The organism is Marinococcus sp. LNHM4E3-1 (assembly GCF_056034405.1).
The window spans coordinates 1-18,982 of sequence record NZ_JBQLID010000005.1; the positions used below are offsets into that span (position 1 = coordinate 1).

General features: G+C 47.9%; 19 protein-coding genes and 12 tRNA genes. 23 read left to right on the top strand and 8 right to left on the bottom strand.

The window, feature by feature from the left end; translation table 11 throughout:
• Positions 1-86: 86 nt before the first annotated feature.
• The 12 genes from ACTRXI_RS06545 (at position 87) to ACTRXI_RS06600 (ending at position 1,249) form a co-directional block, all read left to right on the top strand.
• Positions 87-163: transfer RNA gene (locus ACTRXI_RS06545), tRNA-Met, on the top strand.
• 3 nt (positions 164-166) lie between these two features.
• Positions 167-242 (top strand) — tRNA-Asp (locus tag ACTRXI_RS06550).
• Positions 243-333: 91 nt separating this feature from the next.
• Positions 334-409, top strand: a tRNA-Phe gene (locus tag ACTRXI_RS06555).
• A gap of 10 nt (positions 410-419) precedes the next feature.
• Positions 420-495, top strand: a tRNA-Thr gene (locus ACTRXI_RS06560).
• Between the two features lie 3 nt (positions 496-498).
• Positions 499-583, top strand: a tRNA-Tyr gene (locus ACTRXI_RS06565).
• Between the two features lie 7 nt (positions 584-590).
• A tRNA-Trp gene (locus ACTRXI_RS06570) sits at positions 591-664 on the top strand.
• Positions 665-688: 24 nt separating this feature from the next.
• Positions 689-764, top strand: a tRNA-His gene (locus ACTRXI_RS06575).
• Between the two features lie 10 nt (positions 765-774).
• Positions 775-849: transfer RNA gene (locus ACTRXI_RS06580), tRNA-Gln, on the top strand.
• 3 nt (positions 850-852) lie between these two features.
• A tRNA-Gly gene (locus tag ACTRXI_RS06585) sits at positions 853-927 on the top strand.
• 34 nt (positions 928-961) lie between these two features.
• A tRNA-Cys gene (locus tag ACTRXI_RS06590) sits at positions 962-1,036 on the top strand.
• 23 nt (positions 1,037-1,059) lie between these two features.
• Positions 1,060-1,149, top strand: a tRNA-Leu gene (locus ACTRXI_RS06595).
• Between the two features lie 14 nt (positions 1,150-1,163).
• Positions 1,164-1,249 (top strand) — tRNA-Leu (locus ACTRXI_RS06600).
• A 123-nt stretch (positions 1,250-1,372) separates the two neighbouring features.
• On the opposite strand, the gene ACTRXI_RS06605 is transcribed toward ACTRXI_RS06600, so the two are convergent.
• Positions 1,373-2,074 (bottom strand): hypothetical protein, encoded by a 702-nt coding sequence (locus tag ACTRXI_RS06605; protein WP_474261672.1) that lies wholly within the window; start codon positions 2,072-2,074, stop codon positions 1,373-1,375.
• 85 nt (positions 2,075-2,159) lie between these two features.
• Here ACTRXI_RS06605 and queG point away from each other — a divergent pair, with 85 nt between their 5' ends.
• The 5 genes from queG to ACTRXI_RS06630 are packed head-to-tail and all read left to right on the top strand — an operon-like array spanning position 2,160 to position 5,251.
• The gene (queG, locus tag ACTRXI_RS06610) at positions 2,160-3,305 is read left to right on the top strand and encodes a tRNA epoxyqueuosine(34) reductase QueG (protein WP_474261673.1); all 1,146 of its coding nucleotides are present in this window, start codon (positions 2,160-2,162) and stop codon (positions 3,303-3,305) included.
• 29 nt (positions 3,306-3,334) lie between these two features.
• On the top strand, positions 3,335-3,862 hold the full coding sequence (locus ACTRXI_RS06615) for a methylated-DNA--[protein]-cysteine S-methyltransferase (protein ID WP_474261674.1): 528 nt from the start codon (positions 3,335-3,337) through the stop codon (positions 3,860-3,862).
• A gap of 20 nt (positions 3,863-3,882) precedes the next feature.
• Positions 3,883-4,356: a tRNA (uridine(34)/cytosine(34)/5-carboxymethylaminomethyluridine(34)-2'-O)-methyltransferase TrmL gene (gene trmL, locus ACTRXI_RS06620; protein ID WP_474261675.1), complete on the top strand. Its 474-nt coding sequence runs from the start codon at positions 3,883-3,885 to the stop codon at positions 4,354-4,356.
• A gap of 16 nt (positions 4,357-4,372) precedes the next feature.
• On the top strand, positions 4,373-4,678 hold the full coding sequence (locus tag ACTRXI_RS06625; protein ID WP_474261677.1) for an antibiotic biosynthesis monooxygenase family protein: 306 nt from the start codon (positions 4,373-4,375) through the stop codon (positions 4,676-4,678).
• Positions 4,679-4,693: 15 nt separating this feature from the next.
• Entirely contained in the window at positions 4,694-5,251 is a 558-nt protein-coding gene (locus ACTRXI_RS06630; protein ID WP_474261678.1) for a DUF5366 family protein, read from the top strand.
• A gap of 13 nt (positions 5,252-5,264) precedes the next feature.
• Here the strand turns inward: ACTRXI_RS06630 and ACTRXI_RS06635 are convergent, their stop codons facing one another.
• Positions 5,265-7,136: a transglycosylase domain-containing protein gene (locus tag ACTRXI_RS06635; RefSeq protein WP_474261679.1), complete on the bottom strand. Its 1,872-nt coding sequence runs from the start codon at positions 7,134-7,136 to the stop codon at positions 5,265-5,267.
• 185 nt (positions 7,137-7,321) lie between these two features.
• Between ACTRXI_RS06635 and lepB the strand changes: the two genes are divergently transcribed.
• Complete coding sequence (gene lepB / locus ACTRXI_RS06640; RefSeq protein WP_474261680.1) at positions 7,322-7,876, top strand: signal peptidase I; 555 nt, start codon at positions 7,322-7,324, stop codon at positions 7,874-7,876.
• Between the two features lie 57 nt (positions 7,877-7,933).
• Here the strand turns inward: lepB and msrA are convergent, their stop codons facing one another.
• Complete coding sequence (msrA, locus tag ACTRXI_RS06645) at positions 7,934-8,491, bottom strand: peptide-methionine (S)-S-oxide reductase MsrA (RefSeq protein ID WP_474261682.1); 558 nt, start codon at positions 8,489-8,491, stop codon at positions 7,934-7,936.
• Positions 8,492-8,609: 118 nt separating this feature from the next.
• Here msrA and ACTRXI_RS06650 point away from each other — a divergent pair, with 118 nt between their 5' ends.
• From ACTRXI_RS06650 to ACTRXI_RS06670, 5 genes are all read left to right on the top strand, one after another.
• The gene (locus ACTRXI_RS06650; protein ID WP_474261683.1) at positions 8,610-9,155 is read left to right on the top strand and encodes a glycerol-3-phosphate responsive antiterminator; all 546 of its coding nucleotides are present in this window, start codon (positions 8,610-8,612) and stop codon (positions 9,153-9,155) included.
• A 26-nt stretch (positions 9,156-9,181) separates the two neighbouring features.
• Positions 9,182-10,678: a glycerol kinase GlpK gene (gene glpK, locus ACTRXI_RS06655; RefSeq protein ID WP_474261684.1), complete on the top strand. Its 1,497-nt coding sequence runs from the start codon at positions 9,182-9,184 to the stop codon at positions 10,676-10,678.
• Positions 10,679-10,831: 153 nt separating this feature from the next.
• Entirely contained in the window at positions 10,832-12,520 is a 1,689-nt protein-coding gene (locus tag ACTRXI_RS06660) for a glycerol-3-phosphate dehydrogenase/oxidase (RefSeq protein ID WP_474261685.1), read from the top strand.
• Positions 12,521-12,689: 169 nt separating this feature from the next.
• Positions 12,690-14,429 carry a phospho-sugar mutase gene (locus tag ACTRXI_RS06665; RefSeq protein ID WP_474261687.1) on the top strand — a complete coding sequence of 580 codons (1,740 nt, stop codon included), beginning with the start codon at positions 12,690-12,692 and terminating at the stop codon, positions 14,427-14,429.
• A gap of 72 nt (positions 14,430-14,501) precedes the next feature.
• The gene (locus ACTRXI_RS06670) at positions 14,502-15,326 is read left to right on the top strand and encodes an arylamine N-acetyltransferase (RefSeq protein WP_474261688.1); all 825 of its coding nucleotides are present in this window, start codon (positions 14,502-14,504) and stop codon (positions 15,324-15,326) included.
• Between the two features lie 48 nt (positions 15,327-15,374).
• Here ACTRXI_RS06670 and ACTRXI_RS06675 read toward each other — a convergent pair whose 3' ends face one another.
• From ACTRXI_RS06675 to ACTRXI_RS06695, 5 genes are all read right to left on the bottom strand, one after another.
• On the bottom strand, positions 15,375-15,647 hold the full coding sequence (locus ACTRXI_RS06675) for an acylphosphatase (RefSeq protein WP_022793755.1): 273 nt from the start codon (positions 15,645-15,647) through the stop codon (positions 15,375-15,377).
• Positions 15,648-15,668: 21 nt separating this feature from the next.
• On the bottom strand, positions 15,669-15,896 hold the full coding sequence (locus ACTRXI_RS06680; RefSeq protein ID WP_474261689.1) for a hypothetical protein: 228 nt from the start codon (positions 15,894-15,896) through the stop codon (positions 15,669-15,671).
• Positions 15,897-15,939: 43 nt separating this feature from the next.
• Positions 15,940-16,758, bottom strand: a complete 819-nt coding sequence (gene pdxK / locus ACTRXI_RS06685; RefSeq protein ID WP_474261690.1) for a pyridoxine/pyridoxal/pyridoxamine kinase — start codon at positions 16,756-16,758, stop codon at positions 15,940-15,942.
• A gap of 31 nt (positions 16,759-16,789) precedes the next feature.
• Positions 16,790-18,022, bottom strand: coding sequence for an aminopeptidase (locus ACTRXI_RS06690; protein WP_474261691.1), 1,233 nt, complete (start codon positions 18,020-18,022; stop codon positions 16,790-16,792).
• Positions 18,023-18,362: 340 nt separating this feature from the next.
• Positions 18,363-18,932, bottom strand: coding sequence for a LemA family protein (locus ACTRXI_RS06695; RefSeq protein WP_474261692.1), 570 nt, complete (start codon positions 18,930-18,932; stop codon positions 18,363-18,365).
• Positions 18,933-18,982: the final 50 nt, after the last annotated feature.

Consider the following 18,982-nt stretch of genomic DNA (forward strand, 5'->3'; position numbering starts at 1 on the left):
AGGATTAGCTCAGCTGGGAGAGCACCTGCCTTACAAGCAGGGGGTCGGCAGTTCGATCCTGTCATCCTCCACCATTTATTATATATCGCGGGGTAGAGCAGTCTGGTAGCTCGTCGGGCTCATAACCCGGAGGTCGTCGGTTCAAATCCGTCCCCCGCAACCAATAGGGCCTGTGGTGTAGCGGTTAACATGCCTGCCTGTCACGCAGGAGATCGCGGGTTCAAATCCCGTCAGGCCCGCCACTTTACTTTTATTCATATTGACAAACAAAATGAATAAGGTATAATTTCATTCGAGTCGTAAACATTTCACTCGAAATCAATCATTCAATATGGCTCGATAGCTCAGTCGGTAGAGCAGTGGACTGAAAATCCTCGTGTCGGCGGTTCGATTCCGTCTCGAGCCACCATTTAAAAAACGCCGGTCTAGCTCAATTGGTAGAGCAACTGACTTGTAATCAGTAGGTTGGGGGTTCAAGTCCTCTGGCCGGCACCACGTGGAGGGGTAGCGAAGTTGGCCAAACGCGGCGGACTGTAAATCCGCTCCTTCGGGTTCGGCGGTTCGAATCCGTCCCCCTCCACCACTTATACAGGGGTATAGTTTAATGGCAAAACAGCGGTCTCCAAAACCGCCAATGTGGGTTCGATTCCTACTACCCCTGCCATTTTTAATGTGTTATGTTCATATGGCGGTTGTGGCGAAGTGGTTAACGCACCGGATTGTGGTTCCGGCACGCGTGGGTTCAATTCCCACCAATCGCCCCATATTGGATAATGGGCTATAGCCAAGCGGTAAGGCATCGGGTTTTGGTCCCGTGATGCGCTGGTTCGAATCCAGCTAGCCCAGCCAATTGCGGAAGTAGTTCAGTGGTAGAACACCACCTTGCCAAGGTGGGGGTCGCGGGTTCGAATCCCGTCTTCCGCTCCATTATTAACATAAGCATTGAGCCATTCTCTGGAATGGCGGTATAGCCAAGTGGTAAGGCACGGGTCTGCAAAACCCTTATCCCCCGGTTCGAATCCGGGTACCGCCTCCATTATTAAAGAGAAGCAAACGCCTGCCGGGGTGGTGGAATTGGTAGACACACAGGACTTAAAATCCTGCGGTTGGTCATCAACCGTGCCGGTTCGAGTCCGGCCCTCGGTACCATTTTTCAGTTAAACGGCGAAGTGGCGGAACCGGTAGACGCGCTTGACTCAAAATCAAGTGTCCTCTGGACGTGTGGGTTCGAGTCCCACCTTCGCTACCATTTAACGAGTCAGGAAGACGTTTCTAAAGGGAAACGTTATTTTTATGTTTAATTTTAAATACCGAAGCTGACCATAAAGAAAAAGTCTTTCCTTTTCAAAAAAAGGAAAGACTTTTTTTATAATCATGAAGAGAACTCCCAAACAGGAGAAGCTGCCCGCAGCAGTCGGCTTTCTGAGGTGCCGCCATGTATTTGAGTAAACATGTCCCCGACCGCCTGGGTGAGTTCAGCAGCAGACTCTTTGGAAAGCTGGGGCCGCATAAAGGTTAATTGTATTGCTGTCGTAGTTGAACGACTGGTCCGGCTGTAAAGACTTGGCCCGCTTAATGAGCCCAGTGTTTTCTTGCGGTCCTTGGCTATAATCTGTCCGTACATCGGATGGACATGGTTTTCACTAATCTTAAGCTCATCCTGTTCAACGCCGAAACCGATTTTCAAATAATCGAAGACAGTATCTGCATCGATTAATATAATCGGGGTTTCATACTGCAGGTTAAAAAAATGAATGAGGTCTTCCCCGGAATGCTCGGAGGGAGTGGTATTATTTTCCTGTAGGTTTTTGTACAGCTGCTCGTGAAGAGGTGGGAGAGACCGGTCGATAAGTCCTGCCTGTTCTAATATTTGTTGCCACTGCCGAACACCTGTATAGTCATAGATAGACTGGTCAAGCAGGTCCATCTGGATTTGTTTATGAAAGAAGTCCACCCGCCCCCGAAGCATCCCCGGGGAGTCATCAATAACGATGTCACGGTAGATGTTGACGCCGCATTGAAAAGAAGGAATAATTTTAAAAACAGAAGAAGAAATAGAAATGTCTTTGATCATATACATCCCCCTTTGTGTCTAGCTCATAGTGTATCATATCACTTTTACAGACTCCGGCGAAACGATTTATAAAGGAGGGCCGTCCATGCGAACGGCAGAGGAATTAAAAGAGGAGATTCAGGTGTTTGCAGAGTCTATCGGTATCGATAAAGTAGGCTTTGCTTCTGCTTCTCCCTTTGTGACTTTAAAAGCGAGGCTGAAAGAACAGCAGCGGCTGAACTACCAGTCGGGCTTTGAAGAAGACGACATTGAAAAAAGAACGCACCCCGAGCTGCTTCTGACTGAAGCAACAACGATTATCTCTATTGCCCTCGCATATCCGACGAAGCTTCCAGAGGCTCCAAAAAATCGTCCTGGAGCACGCAGGGGCCAATTTTGCAGGGCCTCCTGGGGTAAGGATTACCATGACGTTCTGCGGGATAAATTAAACCAGCTGGAGGCCTTTATACAAGAAACCGTGCCTGGGGCCGAATGCAAATCCATGGTTGATACCGGTGAACTATCGGACCGGGCGGTTGCAGAGCGCGCCGGGATTGGATGGAGTGGCAAAAACTGCGCCATTATCACTCCGGAGTTTGGTTCGTATGTATATTTAGGCGAAATGATTACGACGCTGTACCTGCCGGAGGATACACCCCTGATGGATCAATGCGGCACGTGCAACCGATGTGTGGATTTATGTCCAACGGATGCTTTGATCCAGGGTGGGCAGCTTGACGCGAAAAAATGTATCGCTTATCTGACGCAGACGAAGGAATCCCTGCCGGAGCGCTACCGCCATAAACTAGGCAATAGATTATACGGCTGTGACACCTGTCAGCAGGTGTGCCCGGAAAATAAAGGTGTGGATTTTCATAATCATCCAGAGTTTGAACCCGACCCGGAAGTGGTCAAGCCGCTGCTTGAGCCTTTACTAACCATTTCCAACAGAGAGTTCAAAGAAAAATTTGGGTATATTGCGGGCTCCTGGAGAGGAAAAAAACCAATTCAGCGTAATGCGCTGATCGCCCTCGGCCATATGAAAGAAAAATCCTCGATACCAACGATTATACAGCTTCTCCATAACGATCCGCGGCCGGTCATTCGCGGTGCCTGTGCCTGGGCTTTGGGAGAAATGCCTACGCAGGAAGGGATGGTGGCCCTGCACAGTGCTAACAGCAGAGAAGAAGAGGCAGAAGTGCTTGAAGAGATTGCAAAAGCATTGGATAAAACCTCCCCGGAACGAGTATAATAGAAGAAAACGTAATAAGGAGGGTCTTCATGGAGGCTTGGGCTGCATCACAAGCAATTGGTGATATCGGTGAAGTGACCATAGTATTATATGAAGGTCGTATCTGTATGCTGAATTTCGGTTCCTTGGAAGAAAATGAAGACCGGATAAAGCTTTGGCTGAAGAAGCATATTGGTGCTTCCTGCGGACTGCGGAAAGAGCTGCACCCCGTGCACGCAGACGTGTTTCGGGAGCTCGAAGAATATGCAGCGGGTGAACGCACAACGTTTACCGTATCGCTCGATATGAGAGGAACGTCTTTTCAAAAGAAAGTGTGGCAGGCACTTCAGAGTATTCCTTATGGAGCGACAAAATCATATGCAGAAATTGCTGAAAAGGCCGATTCCCCGAAAGCTTTTCGGGCAGTGGGAATGGCTAACAACAAAAATCCAGTTTCCATAATCGTGCCATGCCACCGGGTCATTGGGAAAGATGGAAAAATGGTAGGCTTCGGCAGCGGAGTACACTTAAAAGAAACACTGCTCGAATTAGAAAAAGCGCAGGCAGTTTCGCGGTAGGAAAAGAAGGAGAGAGCGACTTGGCTTTACATGTAGTATTATTTCAACCAGAAATACCGGCGAACACCGGAAATATTGCAAGAACATGCGCAGGAACAGACACCCACCTGCACCTGATACGGCCGCTCGGTTTTTCCACGGAAGACCGGATGCTGAAGCGGGCAGGCTGTGATTACTGGCCAAATGTGCAGATTCACTATTATGATTCACTCGAAGAATGGATGGATACGTATCCGGAAGCGGAGTTCTTCTTTGTAGAAACAGTAGGGTCATCGTCGTATGCCGTTCATGACTATTCAGATCCTGTGAAAGACTATTTTTTTGTGTTTGGACGTGAAACAACCGGTCTGCCGGAATATGTAACAGAAAAGTTTCAGGAAAATTGCATCCGGATACCCCAGAATGATAAAGTCCGTTCCTTGAATTTGTCCAATACGGCCGCTATTTTAGTTTATGAAGCACTCCGCCAGCAGGCATTTCCACAATTACAATAATGAAAGAGGGATCAAGATGTACGTTGTTATAAATGAACTCGAGGTACCAGAAGAAGCAAAAGAACAAATCCAGGAACGCTTCGGTGCCAGCGCTGAAAAAATGAATCAGGTACCGGGATGTCTGGAATTTTTGTTTCTAGATGAAGCGACCGAAGATGGAAAACAGCTTGTTTTCACCAAATGGGAAACCAGGGAAGATTTTGAAAACTGGCTCGAAAGTGACTCATTTAAGTCCTCTCACCGTGCAGGAGGGCAGGAGAAAAGAGAGAGTGCAGCTACCGGTAACCAGATCCGCCAGTTTCGCGTAGTCCATGCCAGTTAAAACCGGAGGCCCGTGGTGAAAAATGCATATTTAACCAGTCACTTTCCGATTCTTGCCATTTTATTTTTTTGTTTATCCTTTGGCATTTGGTCGCAGCAGTATATCGCCGCCTTTTTAGAATCAGCCGGCATTTATCAGGGAATGCTCGAATTTTTCTCAGACAGTGGCATTAAATTGACCATGCTTTTTGTGCTGATGCTTGCGTTTTTTATGATTATTGCTGCATTAAAATTAATTTCAGACACGATGATGGGGCTGTCACTGTTATTTTTTTTGAGTGAAGAAAAAGGGGATAGCCGCTCCTATCTTCAGAGCTGCGCCTGGATTTATTTAATGGCAGGGGGCGTGTCGCTGTTCCTTACTTCTCATCTCTATGTACTTGGAGGGCTTTTCATAGGAGCGACGCTTGTTTCCTTTGTCTATTTGATCATCCGACTGGCTCCTTCCCTTCGTTTTGCCGGAGTGGCTGGTTTTTTGCTTCTTCATCTATCCTTCTGGGGGCTTTTTATTTTTGGTACAGGGTACGCCGGTTTGCGGCTGTACAATAGTTTTCTACATAGTTTGCCAGTATAAAAAAAGCGGACGGCTAAGGCTGTCCGCTTTTTTTATATAGTAAGGGGTACATCGCTTTCCAGAAAGAGAGGGCGCTGTCTTCAGGATCTAAAGGACGGGGGTCGTCGTATCCGTGCCAGACTCCCATGGTATATCTGCTGTCATAGCCGGCAAACCAGCTGTCTTTAGTATTGTTTGATGTACCGGTTTTCCCGCTGACGTCTTCAAAATCTTTCAAGGTTGAAGCCGTGCCTGAAACGGCAGTGGTGCGAAGGGCTTCACGCATCTGGTCATTTGTTTCCGGAGACCATACAATTATTTCCTTCTTTTCCCACTCAAATAAGATTTCTCCATTTGCATCAGTAACAGAAGTGATAGCGCGCGGCGGCTCATACGTGCCACCGTTGGAAAATACGGTATAAGCACTCGTCAATTCTACCGGGGAGACCCCGTGTTCAATACCGCCGAGGGCGGCAGCGTATTGCCTGTCTTCCGTGGTTAATTTTTGCCACTCAAATTTTTCAAGATAGTGAAAGGAAGATTCCAGCCCGGTTTGATGCATGAGACGAAGAGCGGAGGTATTGTAGGAAAAGGCAAGGGCATGTTCAATCGTTACCCTATCCTTTGCCGTTCCGCCTTCATTTGCGGGACAATAGGAGGCTACGCAGTATTTCTTTGTGGAAACCAGGTCGTTAATAGAGCGCTCTTTTTCTTCAAGGTATGGCCCGTAGACGAGCAGCGGCTTCCACACCGAGCCTGGCTGCCGGTATGCCTGAAAGGCCCTGTTAAATTCATGTTCCCGATAATCTGCCCCGCTGCTTATGGCCGTAATAGCGCCGGCCTCGTGATCAGCAATGACAGCGGCTCCTTCAATGCCCCGCTGCTGCCAGTAGGAGCGGGATTTTTCTGTGAGCATGGTCTGGAGCTCAGAGTCCATGGCGGTATGGATAGTAATGCCGGATTGAAGGAGCTGTTCTGTTCGTGTGTTCAGCTCTTCGTAAAGAGCTTCTTTTTCGCTTTCCGATGCCTGACTGATCTGTTCAGTCCATCCTTCATTTTGTGCAACGAGCTGTCTGAATTCATGTTTTACATAATCAGTGTAATCAGGATAAGGGTTGGCTTTGCTTTTTTGTAAGTCCACAGAGACAGTTTCCTGAACGGCCCGTGAATTTTCCTCATCAGTTACAGCACCCGTCTCTTCCATTTTATCCAGGATCCACTGCTGCCGCTCCCGCGTATGGTCCGGATGATCAATGGGGTGGTAGTAGGACGGGTTGGCTGGAATGGCAGCGAGAAAAGCTGTTTGTGCTAGCGAGAGGTCACTGCTTGGTTTACCAAAATAAGAAAGACTCGCCGTTTCAAATCCGTAAATTCCTTCGCCAAAATAAATAGTATTCATATACATTTCCAGAATTTCATTTTTTGTATAGGTTTGTTCAAGCTGATAGGCAAACAGCACTTCGGCAACCTTTCGTTCATACGTCTGCTGATGGTTAAAATAAATATTTCTTGTCGCCTGCTGGGTAATCGTACTTGCGCCTTCTTCAATACCTCCGCTGCTGGTATTGCTTATAAGAGCCCGGACAACGCCTAAAGGGTCAATGCCCTGATGCTCGTAATACTTTTGGTCTTCCGTTGCAATAAAAGCAGCTCTTGCACGTTCAGGAAAATGGGGGAGGGATACGTACCTCCGGTTTTCCCCGGGCTGAAATTCAGCAATTTGACTGCCCTGCCGGTCGGTCACGTAGCTGTTCTGGGCAATGGGCACGCCGGAGACGTCAATCTGCTCTTCGAGGAAAGAAGAGAGAGCCTGGGTACTGCTCATCTCCTTTGCAAACAACCAGGAAACGATGGTCCCGCCGATGATAAACAACAGTATCCATAGAAGCCCTAAAATTTTTCTCATGTGTGTAATTCCTTCGCTTAAGGATATTTATTATATCGACAAAGAGAGCTTTAAGGTTTAAAAAGGAAAAGAAAGTATATGTATAAATATGATATAATGCCTCTAGTCTGCGCGGATTTTCGGTTTGCCCGCCTGCAGAAACCGTGCTAAAGTAAAAAGGCAGATAGAAACGGAGGAAGTCGGTAATGACGAATTGGTCAAAAGAAATATGGGATTGGATTAAAGTAATCGTCGTCGTCGTTTTAATCGTCGTCATTGTGCGCGGCTTCTTGTTTGCCAACTATGTTGTCAGTGGACCTTCCATGCTTCCGACAGTGGAAGACGGGCAGCGGATGATTATTAACAAGATCGGATATGCCTTTTCGGAGCCCGAACGCTCAGATATCATTGTTTTTCATGCGAATGAAAACAGTGACTATATTAAAAGAGTGATCGGCCTTCCAGGAGATACGGTGGAGTACAGGGACGATACGTTATATATTAACGGAGAAGCTCAGGAAGAGCCGTACTTAGAAGAATTTCAAAACCAAACGAGCGGAGAGTTCACTCAGGATTTTACGCTTGAAGGAGTGACCGGTGAAACAACCGTGCCGGAAGACAGCTATTTTGTAATGGGTGACAACCGCCCTCGTAGTGAAGACAGCAGAGCCAGCGCTGTCGGTTTTGTAGATGAGGACCAGATTGTGGGAGAGGCGAGTATCAGATACTGGCCGCTCGATGATTTCACCTTCAGTCCATAAAAAGAGCTTCAGCAGGCAGCACCTGCTGAAGCTCTTTTTGATGGCTTATAATTTTTATTAATTTCCGGGAGAACTGTCCCAGTGTGCTTCAATAAATTCGTCCCGGCCGGAGAGGGCGCGGTCTTTTTTATATGCTTCCCTTTCCTTCTTATAAAAGTTCTGGTGGGATTCCTCAGCCGGATAAAAAGGTTCCGCCGGCCGGATCTCCGTAACTACGGGGGCACGGAACCGGCCGCTTTCTTCTACCTGCTGCCTCGATGCTTCCGCCAGCCGGCGCTGTTCTTCGGTATGATAGAAAATGGCCGTCTGGTATTGAGGCCCGCGGTCGTGAAACTGACCATGGGGGTCTGTCGGATCAATTTGAGGCCAGTATAGATCGAGCAGCTGCTGATAGGAAAACAACGCAGGGTCAAACTCAATCTGAACTGCTTCTCTATGCCCTGTTGTTCCAGCTTTCACCTCATCGTACGAAGGATGCGCAACGCTGCCGCCGGTATAGCCGGAGGTAATGGATATAATGCCGGGAAGCTCGTCAAACGGCTGCACCATACACCAAAAACACCCGCCGGCAAAGGTTGCCAGTTCTTTATTTTTTGTCTCGTTTTGCTGGGTCATTGCGAACACCGTCCATCACCTGTATAGTATTTTTTGTATTTGTGTAAAGTATAGCACAGCAAAAAGAAGTCGTAATTCAAAAAGCCTGAACACGAAAGACAAATAAAGGAGGGAAGATATGCTTACCGGCCAAAAAATTCTGCCAGCAGCCCGTAATGAAAGGGAGTTTGAAAAAGCACTCAAAACCTCCGGGCAGTACGTGGTCATTTTGAATGTGCATCTGGCGAAGCTTAAAAGCCTGATGCAGTTAAGCAAACGGGCAGATAAAAAAGTACTGCTGCATGCAGATCTGGTCCAGGGACTTGCTCATGATGATTCCGCGGCTCAGTTTTTATGCCAGAATATCCGCCCGGACGGATTAATCAGTACCCGCAGGCAGATTCTTACAACCGCTAAAAAAAACAATCTTATTACGGTGCAGCGTTTGTTTTTGCTGGATTCCCTGGCACTTGAAACAAGTTTTAAGCTGCTTGAAGACATTAAACCGGATATGGTAGAGCTTCTGCCGGGTATTGTACCGTCCATGATTAAGGAAGTAGCCGAAAATAAAAATGTACCTGTTATTGCAGGTGGTCTGATTCGTTCGCAGGAAGAAGTTTCTGCCGCCTGGAACGCAGGAGCATCGGCCATATCGACGACGGAAAAATCATTATGGCCAATATAGAGAATAGAAAAGTGGAGGAAACAACGATGACTGAAAAGAAATACATTCTCGCAATCGACCAGGGAACAACCAGTTCAAGAGCTATATTGTTTGATCAGGAAGGCCAGATTGTAGGCAGCGAACAGCGTGAATTGGAGCAGTATTTCCCCCGTGCCGGCTGGGTGGAGCACAATGCCAATGAAATCTGGTCCGGGGTGCTCGGCTGCATTGCCGGAGTGCTTGAAAACAATGAAGTTTCTCCAAAGCAGATCAGCGGCCTCGGTATTACTAATCAACGTGAAACTACAGTAGTGTGGGATAAGCACACGGGAAAACCGGTGTACCATGCCCTAGTATGGCAGTCCCGGCAGACCGCTTCGATCTGTGAGGAATTAAAGCAGCAGGGATATGAAAAAATGGTAAGAAGCAAAACGGGCCTGCTGCTTGATCCTTACTTTTCGGGAACGAAAGTAAAATGGATTCTCGATAATATTGAGGGAACAAAGGAAAAAGCAGAACAGGGAGAGCTGTTGTTTGGTACGATCGATACGTGGCTGATTTGGAGGTTAACCGGAGGAAAAGCTCACGTAACGGATTATTCCAATGCTTCACGCACGATGATGTTTAACATCTATGATTTAACCTGGGATGAGGAGCTTCTGAAAATGCTTGATATTCCGGAAACGATGCTTCCGGAAGTGAAGTCGTCGTCGGAAATATACGGCCATACCGTGGATTACCACTTCTTCGGTGAAGAAATACCAATCGCTTCGGCTGCGGGAGATCAGCATGCAGCGTTGTTCGGACAGACATGCTTTGATGAGGGCATGGTAAAAAATACTTACGGAACCGGCTGCTTTATGCTGATGCAGACAGGAGAGACTCCGATTCATTCTGACAATGGACTGCTTACCACCATCGCATGGGGACTCGACGGAAAAGTGAAATATGCCCTCGAGGGAAGTATATTTGTAGCAGGTTCAGCTGTACAGTGGCTGAAGGACGGGATGCGTCTGATTGACTCTTCCTCTGCTTCTGAAACCTATGCCCTGCGTGTGAACGACAGTGAGGGTGTGTACGTTGTGCCGGCCTTTACCGGCCTTGGGGCACCTTATTGGGACAGTGAGGTTCGGGGAGCTGTATTTGGCCTCACCCGCGGCACCGAAAAAGAACATTTTATCCGGGCGACCCTTGAAGCGCTCGCGTATCAGACGAAAGACGTGCTTGATGTTATGAGGGAGGACGCGGGCATGGAAGTAAAAACATTGCGTGTTGACGGCGGCGTTGTACCGAACAACTTCCTCATGCAGTTTCAGTGCGATATGGCTGAAGTACGGGTGGAGCGCCCGTACGTATTGGAAACGACGGCACTGGGGGCGGCTTATCTTGCAGGCCTTGCTACAGGCTTTTGGAAAAACAAAGAAGAGCTTATGGATAAATGGGAGCTCGAAAAATCGTTTGATGTGCATATGGAAGACGAAAAGCGGGAAGAACACTATGCAGGGTGGAAAAAAGCGGTTGATGCAGCACGTGCGTTTAAGTAAACATATCGGTTGCATTTGAATGAAAGAGCGATTACAATTAGGTTAAGTTAATAAATGGTCGGAGATGCAGAGAGACCGCAGATACCCTTCACCCTAGAAGAGGAGATCTGCGGTCTTTTTTACTCTCTGATATTGTAAAAGGGGATGAAATGAATGGCAGATCAGCATTTTTCAGCACTATCACGTAAATCACGTTTGAAAAATATGACAGAGACCCACCTCGACGTGCTCGTTATCGGAGGCGGCATTACCGGAGCGGGCATTACACTGGACGCCACAGCCCGTGGTCTTAACACGGCCTGCATTGAAATGCAGGACTTTGCAGCAGGTACTTCCAGCCGTTCCACTAAGCTTGTACACGGGGGACTGCGTTACCTTGAACAGTTTGAAATTAAACTTGTAGCCGAGGTAGGAAGAGAGCGGGCCATCGTGTATGAAAATGCGCCTCACGTAACCGAGCCGGAGTGGATGCTTCTCCCAATCGTAAAAGGTGGAAACCTTGGGAAAACATCTACCTCGTTCGGCCTGCAGGTGTACGACCGTCTGGCTCAGGTAAACAAGCACGAGCGCCGCTACATGCTCAACAAAAAAAGAACTCTGGAAAAAGAACCACTACTCCGCGAAGAAAATCTTCTCGGCGGGGGCGTCTATGTTGAATACCGTACGGACGATGCAAGACTGACCCTGGAAGCAATGAAAAAAGCTGTGGAGCTCGGCGCAGACGCCGTTAACTATGCCAAAGCAACTGATCTTTTATATGACAATGGCAAGCTCGTCGGTGTCGAAGTGAAAGACTTGATTAATAACGAAACCCACCGCATTTATGCGGACCATGTTGTGAACGCTGCCGGCCCATGGGTGGATACGCTCAGAAAAGTAGACGGCTCCAACAAAGGCAAACTCCTGCATCATACAAAAGGGATCCATCTTGTGTTTGATCTCAGCCGCTTCCCGCTCCGCCAGGCTACGTATTTTGACGCTCCGGACGGACGGATGATCTTTGCGATTCCACGCGGAAATAAAGCGTACGTAGGCACGACAGATACGGATTACGGTGCAAACCTGGAAGAGCCGCGCGTGTCCAGGGAAGACCGCGACTATATTTTAGAAGTCACAAATTATGAATTCCCAACCCTGAAGCTGAAGGCAGAAGATGTGGAATCGAGCTGGTCCGGCATTCGTCCGCTCATTCAGGAGGAAGGAAAATCAGCCTCTGAAATCTCCCGTAAAGATGAAATTTTCATTTCGGATTCCGGACTGATTTCCATCGCAGGCGGTAAACTGACCGGCTACCGCAAAATGGCAGAGCGGATTGTCGACGTAGTAGTTGATAAGATGAATATTCACGCACCGTGCCCAACCCAGGACATCCGGCTTTCCGGCGGTGAAGTGGGCGGATCTTCCGGCTATGAAACCTTCGCCGTTAAAGAAGCGTACCGCGGCGAAGCGCTTGGAATGACCAGAGATGAAACAGAAGATCTGTTCCGCTTCTACGGGGCGAACGGCCTGAAAATGCTTGAGCTGCTCGAAGAGAACCTTGAAGAAGCGAAAAACAGCGGTATGCCGTTAAAGCTCGCTGCACGGCTGTTGTACGCGCTTGAGTATGAAATGGCAGTTACACCGCTTGACTTCCTGAACAGAAGAACGGCCTTCCTTTTCTTTGATATGCCGGAGCTGAAGCGCTGGAAAGAACCGGTAACGGCATTTATGAAGAAATCGTTGAACTGGTCCGAGGAAGAAACAAAAGCCTACACTGAAGAGCTTGAGTCCGAAATTGCCTATGCGACGAAGCCTTATGAAGACGTTGAGGATCAAAAAGCCAGGGAAAAACAAGCAAATTAAAGAAATAGCATAAAAACGCCTGCTCTTTAACCGGAGCGGGCGTTTTGTTTTGGAAAGGAGAAAAGAACGAATACCGGAAAACCATGGTAGAAATACGTGCTTTCTTATATACTGGTAACAGGCATATTTACTGAGAAATACAATAAACGCTTCAGGAGTGATTGTACATATGAGTTGGACGGACCACTGGAATCGATGGAAAAACCATGCGTTTATAGAAGAAGCGTGGAAAGAAAAGCTTCACGAACTGGATGAAACAAATGCGGAGGATTACTTTTATCAATACCTGGCGTTTGGAACCGGGGGGATGCGTGGAGAACTCGGGCCTGGAACGAATAGAATGAATACATACACGATCCGCCGGGCAGCAGAAGGGCTTGCGCGTTATATTGAAAACGCCGGAGCTGAAGCAAAGTCCAGAGGGGTGGCTGTTGCGTTTGACCCGCGACACTATTCGGAAAAGTTTGCGCTTGAAACAGCACAGACGCTCGGGGCACACGGTATCCAGGTATACTTGTTTGAAGATCTGCGCCCGACTCCGGAGCTCTCGTTTGCGGTGCGCAGAACCTATGCATTTGCCGGTGTAGTAATTACAGCAAGTCATAATCCGCCGGAATATAACGGGTTTAAAGTTTACGGTGAAGATGGGGGACAGTTCCCGCCGGGGCCTGCAGACGAGTTGATCACCTACGTGGAATCGGTCGAAAATGAGCTGGAAATCCGGGTCAAGGACAGCGGAGACATGCAGGAGGAAGGCCTGCTCGTGATGCTGGGCGAAGAAACTGATGCAGCTTATGACAAGGCGCTTCAGTCCATTCTGCTGCAGCCGGAGATGATCAAAGAAAACGGCAGCGATTTGAATGTAGTGTTCACCCCGCTGCACGGAACAGCGAAGGATCCGGTGCTGCGGGCACTCTCTGCAGCTGGTTTTCACAACGTATCGACAGTGGAGGAGCAGTTAACGCCTGATCCGGAATTTTCCACCGTGCAGAGCCCGAATCCTGAAGAAAAAGAGGCTTTTGCAAAAGCTATCCAAGTAGGTGAAAACAGCAACGCGGATATACTGATTGGCACCGATCCTGACGCAGACCGGATTGGTCTGGCGGCAAAAGACAGCAGCGGAGAGTTTGCGGTGCTCACTGGAAACCAGACCGGGGCGCTTCTTCTTGATTATCTTCTTATGCAAAAGACAGAGGCAGGAGCCCTTCCGGCAAACGGCATAGTGATGAAAACGATTGTCACTTCTGAACTGGGAAGAGCTATAGCAGAGCATTACGGTCAGGCATGCGAGGATACGCTCACCGGGTTTAAATTCATTGGTGAAAAAATCAAAACCTATAATGAAACAGGAGAATACGCCTTTCAGTTTGGTTATGAGGAATCCTACGGATATTTGATCGGAGACTTTGTACGCGATAAAGATGCGGTGCAGGCGGCGCTTTTAATTGCGGAGATGGCCCTGTGGCATAAGAAGCAGGGGCGCACTGTGTATGAAGGGCTGATGGATATTTACAGTCGTTTTGGATATTTCATGGAAGGGCTGGATTCCTTAACGAAAAAAGGAAAAGAAGGCGCTGTGCAAATTGATCATCTGATCGAAACGTTCCGCAAGGAGCCGCCTGAGCGGGTGAGTGACGCTTCTATTCAGAAGGTGGAGGATTACAAAACAGGAGAACGCACGTACTTGCTTGAAAATGGGAAAACAGAACCTATTCAGCTTCCGTCTTCGAATGTGCTGAAGTTTTTTACAGATGATGAATCCTGGTTCTGTCTCCGGCCTTCAGGCACAGAGCCGAAAGTGAAATTTTATTTCGGTGTTAAGGGAGAGACGTTCAAGCAGACAGAGGAAAAGCTACTTCAGCTGAAAATGGATGTTATGGCAATGGTGCATGAACGTCTCGAAGATTAAGAAAACCTGTAGAGCAAAAAGAAGGCGCCGCCTGTTTTTGCCTTCTGACGGATCAAAAGGAGGTCGCTTTGCATGCAGTCATGGGTAGAAGACTATTTGCACATTTTGAAGCTGAAAATAGAACAGCCGGATGTTCGGTTTTTGACAAAATTGATTCGCTCCCATCTGCAGCAGTTTCCATTTGAAAACGTAGGTAAATTAATTGAAGCAGGGGAGAATGCAGAAAATAGGGCACCGATGTCAGTTGATTCATTTTTGTACCGGCGCCAGGTCTACCAGATGGGGGGCACATGCTATACGTTGAATATTCACTTTCAACAGCTGCTGGAGGCACTGGGGTTCTCCACCCGGCTCATTTATTTGAATGAAGACCACGTGTCGGTCCGGGTGGAAACAAACCAGCCGGGGTCTCCCCCTTATTTTGTAGACGTAGGTACGACCGCTCCGTTATTTGAGCCGATCCCTCTTCGCAGGGGGATAGAGCGCTCAAAAAAATTTGACGGCGAGCAGTTGATATTTCATTATCAGAAAGAGGCACGGCTGTACCGTTATATACGTATGAAAGACGGGAAGCAGGCGGATGAGTCGTGGGCGTTTGATCCTGACACAGAAGCAGGGGAGACAGATATGCGGGAGAAGGTCGGCAGGTCTTACGGCCCGGGCGCGCCGTATATGAACCAGCTGCGTCTGCAGCTTTGGGTCCCGGAAAAATATCTGCTGCTGTCTTTGAAAAACAATAAACTTATTGCCCGAAAAGCAAATGGCGCCACTGTGACAAAATATATACATGATTTTCCGGCTCTTGAACGGGTGGTTCAGGAGGATTTTCGCCTGCATTATCTGCCGGTTCTTCAGGCAGCTTCACAGCTCGAAAAACGTATGTCCTGGGCGTTCTAATAAAAAATGCTCCAGCTGATCATTTCAGCCGGAGCATTTTTTATTTAATTAGAAGCGGACGTCAAAGGATTCATTATGGTCGACAGAATCAAGGTCGGACGTTTCGAGGCGCTCTACCGTGGAAAAAGGGCTGCCTTCCTGTACTGCGACAAGAAAGCGGTCCATGTCCTGGGGCGTTCCTTCGGCTTCAATTTCAACAGCTCCGTTTGATTTGTTACGGACCCAGCCGTGAATGTTATGTTTAACTGCTTCTGACTGGGTGAACTGCCGGAAGCCAACGCCCTGGACGTTTCCGTGTACTTCTACATGATAGCGTTTCATTTGCATGCTCCTTTCTGCGGTTCATACTTTTTTAAAATGCTGCTGAAACCAGTGGTCCTGTTCTGGCGAAGGATGCTCACTGATTACATGCATCACGTCTTCTTCGTCGGTAGCCATCCAGACCCCGCTGTCATCAAAAAAGCCCGGGTATATATAGCCGTGACGAAAAAGCAGCTGGGGTGGATAAATTTCGACGACATCCATTTCGACGTGCTTATAAACACTTTTCGTGCATTGAAATAGTTCCAATTTGGTCACCTGCTTATTTTCGGCCTGGGAGCCGAAAACATATTTAAGACTGGGGAGCGCGGTGGCGGTAGGCAGTGTGGTTTACAGAACCAACATGTTCGTTCAGCTGGAAGGAATCCTGAATAGAAGCCTGAATGAACTGTTTTGCTGTATGAATTGCTTCCCGTACACTCTTTCCATTTGCAAGCTCCGCAGTAATAGCAGCAGAGAACGTACAGCCGGCACCGTGAGTATACTCCGTATTAATTTTTTCGGATTCGATATATTCAAAGCTGTTACCGTCATAAAGCACGTCAATTGACTTCTCTGCTCCGGTTTCTCCACCGCCTTTAATAATAACAAAGGACGGGCCGAGCTGATAAATTTTTTCGGCAGCTGCTTTCATATCTTCAAGTGATTGCGGCAGGGACACCTGGGCAAGCTGGGAGGCTTCAAATAAATTAGGAGTCACAATAAATGCCTTTGGCACAAGCGTGTCACGCAAATAAGCATCCATTTCCGGATTGACTGGCTCATCGGCGCCTTTACATACCATCACCGGGTCCACAACCAGCTGTTCTATATGGTGCTCATCTAATTTTTTCGCTACGAGCTCGATGACTTCCTTTGAGCCGAGCATCCCTGTTTTTGCGGCTTGAACCCCAATCCCTTTTAACACTGTGTCCAGCTGTGCTTCGAGCGTGGCCGTATCGATAGGATAGACGCGGTGAAACCAGTCGTTATCAGGGTCCTGGGCCACAATGGTAGTAAGGGAAACCATTCCGTAGGTGCCGAGCTCCTGAAATGTTTTTAAATCTGCCTGGATGCCGGCGCCTCCACTTGTATCGGAGCCGGCTATCGTCAGCGTTTTAGGTAGACTCATAATAATCTCCTTTCAAAAAGTGATAAAAAAGCTATTCTGCCCATTCGCCGTTCCGGAATACGGGCTCTTTTGTACCGTCGGGAAGAATGCCGTCTATATTCATATTTTCATTTCCAATCATAAAATCAACATGGATGATACTTGTGTTTAAACCAGCCTGTGCCTTCTCCTCTTTGTTCATTTCCGGGCCATTTTCCACATTAAAAGCATATGCACTGCCGAGCGCAATATGGTTGGAGGCATTTTCATCAAATAACGTGTTGAAAAATAAAATGCCAGACTGTGAGATAGGGGAGCTGTGCGGAACGAGGGCTACCTCCCCAAGACGGGCAGCACCTTCATCTGAATTGATCAGGTGACGGAGAGTTTCTTCACCTTCGCCGGCTTCCATGTCCGTGACAGCACCGTCCTTGAAATGCAGCGTAAATCGGTCAATAACGCTGCCGCCGTAGTTCAATGGTTTAGTATTGGTTACGTGCCCGTTAACGAAATCCTTATGCGGAGCAGTAAATACTTCTTCTGTCGGCATGTTTGGAATGAACGAAACGCCCGAGGAATTAGTGCTCCCGCCGCCGGCCCAAACGTGTCCTTCCGGCAGGCCGATTTCAAGGTCGGTGCCTGGAGCGGTATAATGAAGTGATTTATATTTTTTGGCGTTAAGCCATTCCACCTTGGCCCGCAGGGTACGGTTGTGGTCGTCCCACGCCTGTACCGGGTCTTCTGTGTCTGCCCGCACAGCGCTGAAGATCCGTTCCCAAAGCAGATCGATGGCCCGGTCTTCGGGTTCGTCCGGGAAAACTTTTTTTGCCCATCCTGCAGAAGGGGTGGAAATCACAAGCCAGCTGACGCGGTCAGCCTGAATATAATCCCGGAACCCTTCCATAGCAGCGCCGGCTGCGTTGTTCGCATTGGCAATTTTATCGGGGTCAACCCGCTTCAGGAGATCCGGATCGGTGGATTTGACCGTGATAAAAGCTGCACCTTCACGGGCCAGCTGTTCCCTGCTTTCAGCACGCCAGGAAGGGAATTCATGAAAGGCTTCTTCGGGCGCTTTTTCGTATTTAATTTTCGTCAATTCATCGTCTGCCCATTCAGGGTAAACATGTTTTGCACCGGCATCGTATGCTGCCTCGGCCAGTCTTCTGACAAAAGGAGCAGCATCAATCGGAGCTGCGATAACTAAAGTCTGCCCCGGCTGGATATTAACCCCTTTATCCACGGCAAGTTTTGCGTAATTGTGAAGTTTTTGTTCGAACGTTTTCATGTCTGAAGCTTCCTTTCTAATACAGTACTGGTTAGACGTAGACAGTGGTCTCAAATGTCTTTCATCATTATAACACGTGAGGATTCATCATTCTTTTGCCGTGTACTGCTTTTTTTAAACAGGCTGAAGGTATAAAAAAGCCCTGCCGGAAGATCCGGGCAGGGTACAAAAGGTATCGTACAGGTAAAGATGCATACATCTAAGGAGAACCTGCCTGTTCAGGGTAGCATAGAATGAATAATAGCCTAATGCCGATGAGAGCTTGTCTCCGCCTGTTTTCGGGAATAAGCGGAAAAGAAACAAACTCAAATCAAAAAATATAATTATATGCATATTTGGATTATACAGATGTTTCCGCCCTTGTTTCAGCACTGCTCCCGGGAGCAGAACTCTGTCCAGGAAGAGGACTGCGGGTTTTAAAATGATGCAGCTCTGCTACAAACCTGACCGGAAATGATGATATCTTGGTATTGTATTTATCTATCGTATTATTATAAACGTTTGAAGAATGAATGATTTTATTCTGCGCATCGTCAAACTGCTCACGCATCGACTTCAGCTCGGACTGCAGCTGCTTATCATCAGGCATAGAAGCGTCAAACACCTCGTGAAGAGTATCTTCAATGCGGGAGTTAATGTGCAGCTGTTCCTGTCTGCTCGATTCCGGGGATAACGCTTCGCTTCTGTATTGTACCAGCGTTTCCAGTTCATCCTGCTTGTGGCGCCATGCTTTTTGGGCAGATTCCACAAAGTCAGGAATTAAGTTCATCCGCCGGTGCAGTTGAAATTCCACCTGGGTCCAGGACTCTTCCACCCAGTTTAAATATTTTATTAAGGCATTGTAGCCGATAATCCAGCTTATAATAGCAGTAACAATAACAATACCGAGAATGATACCGAATATACTCATATCGCCGCCCTCCTTCTTTCGGGGTTTTTACTTAGATAATGGTAATTAGT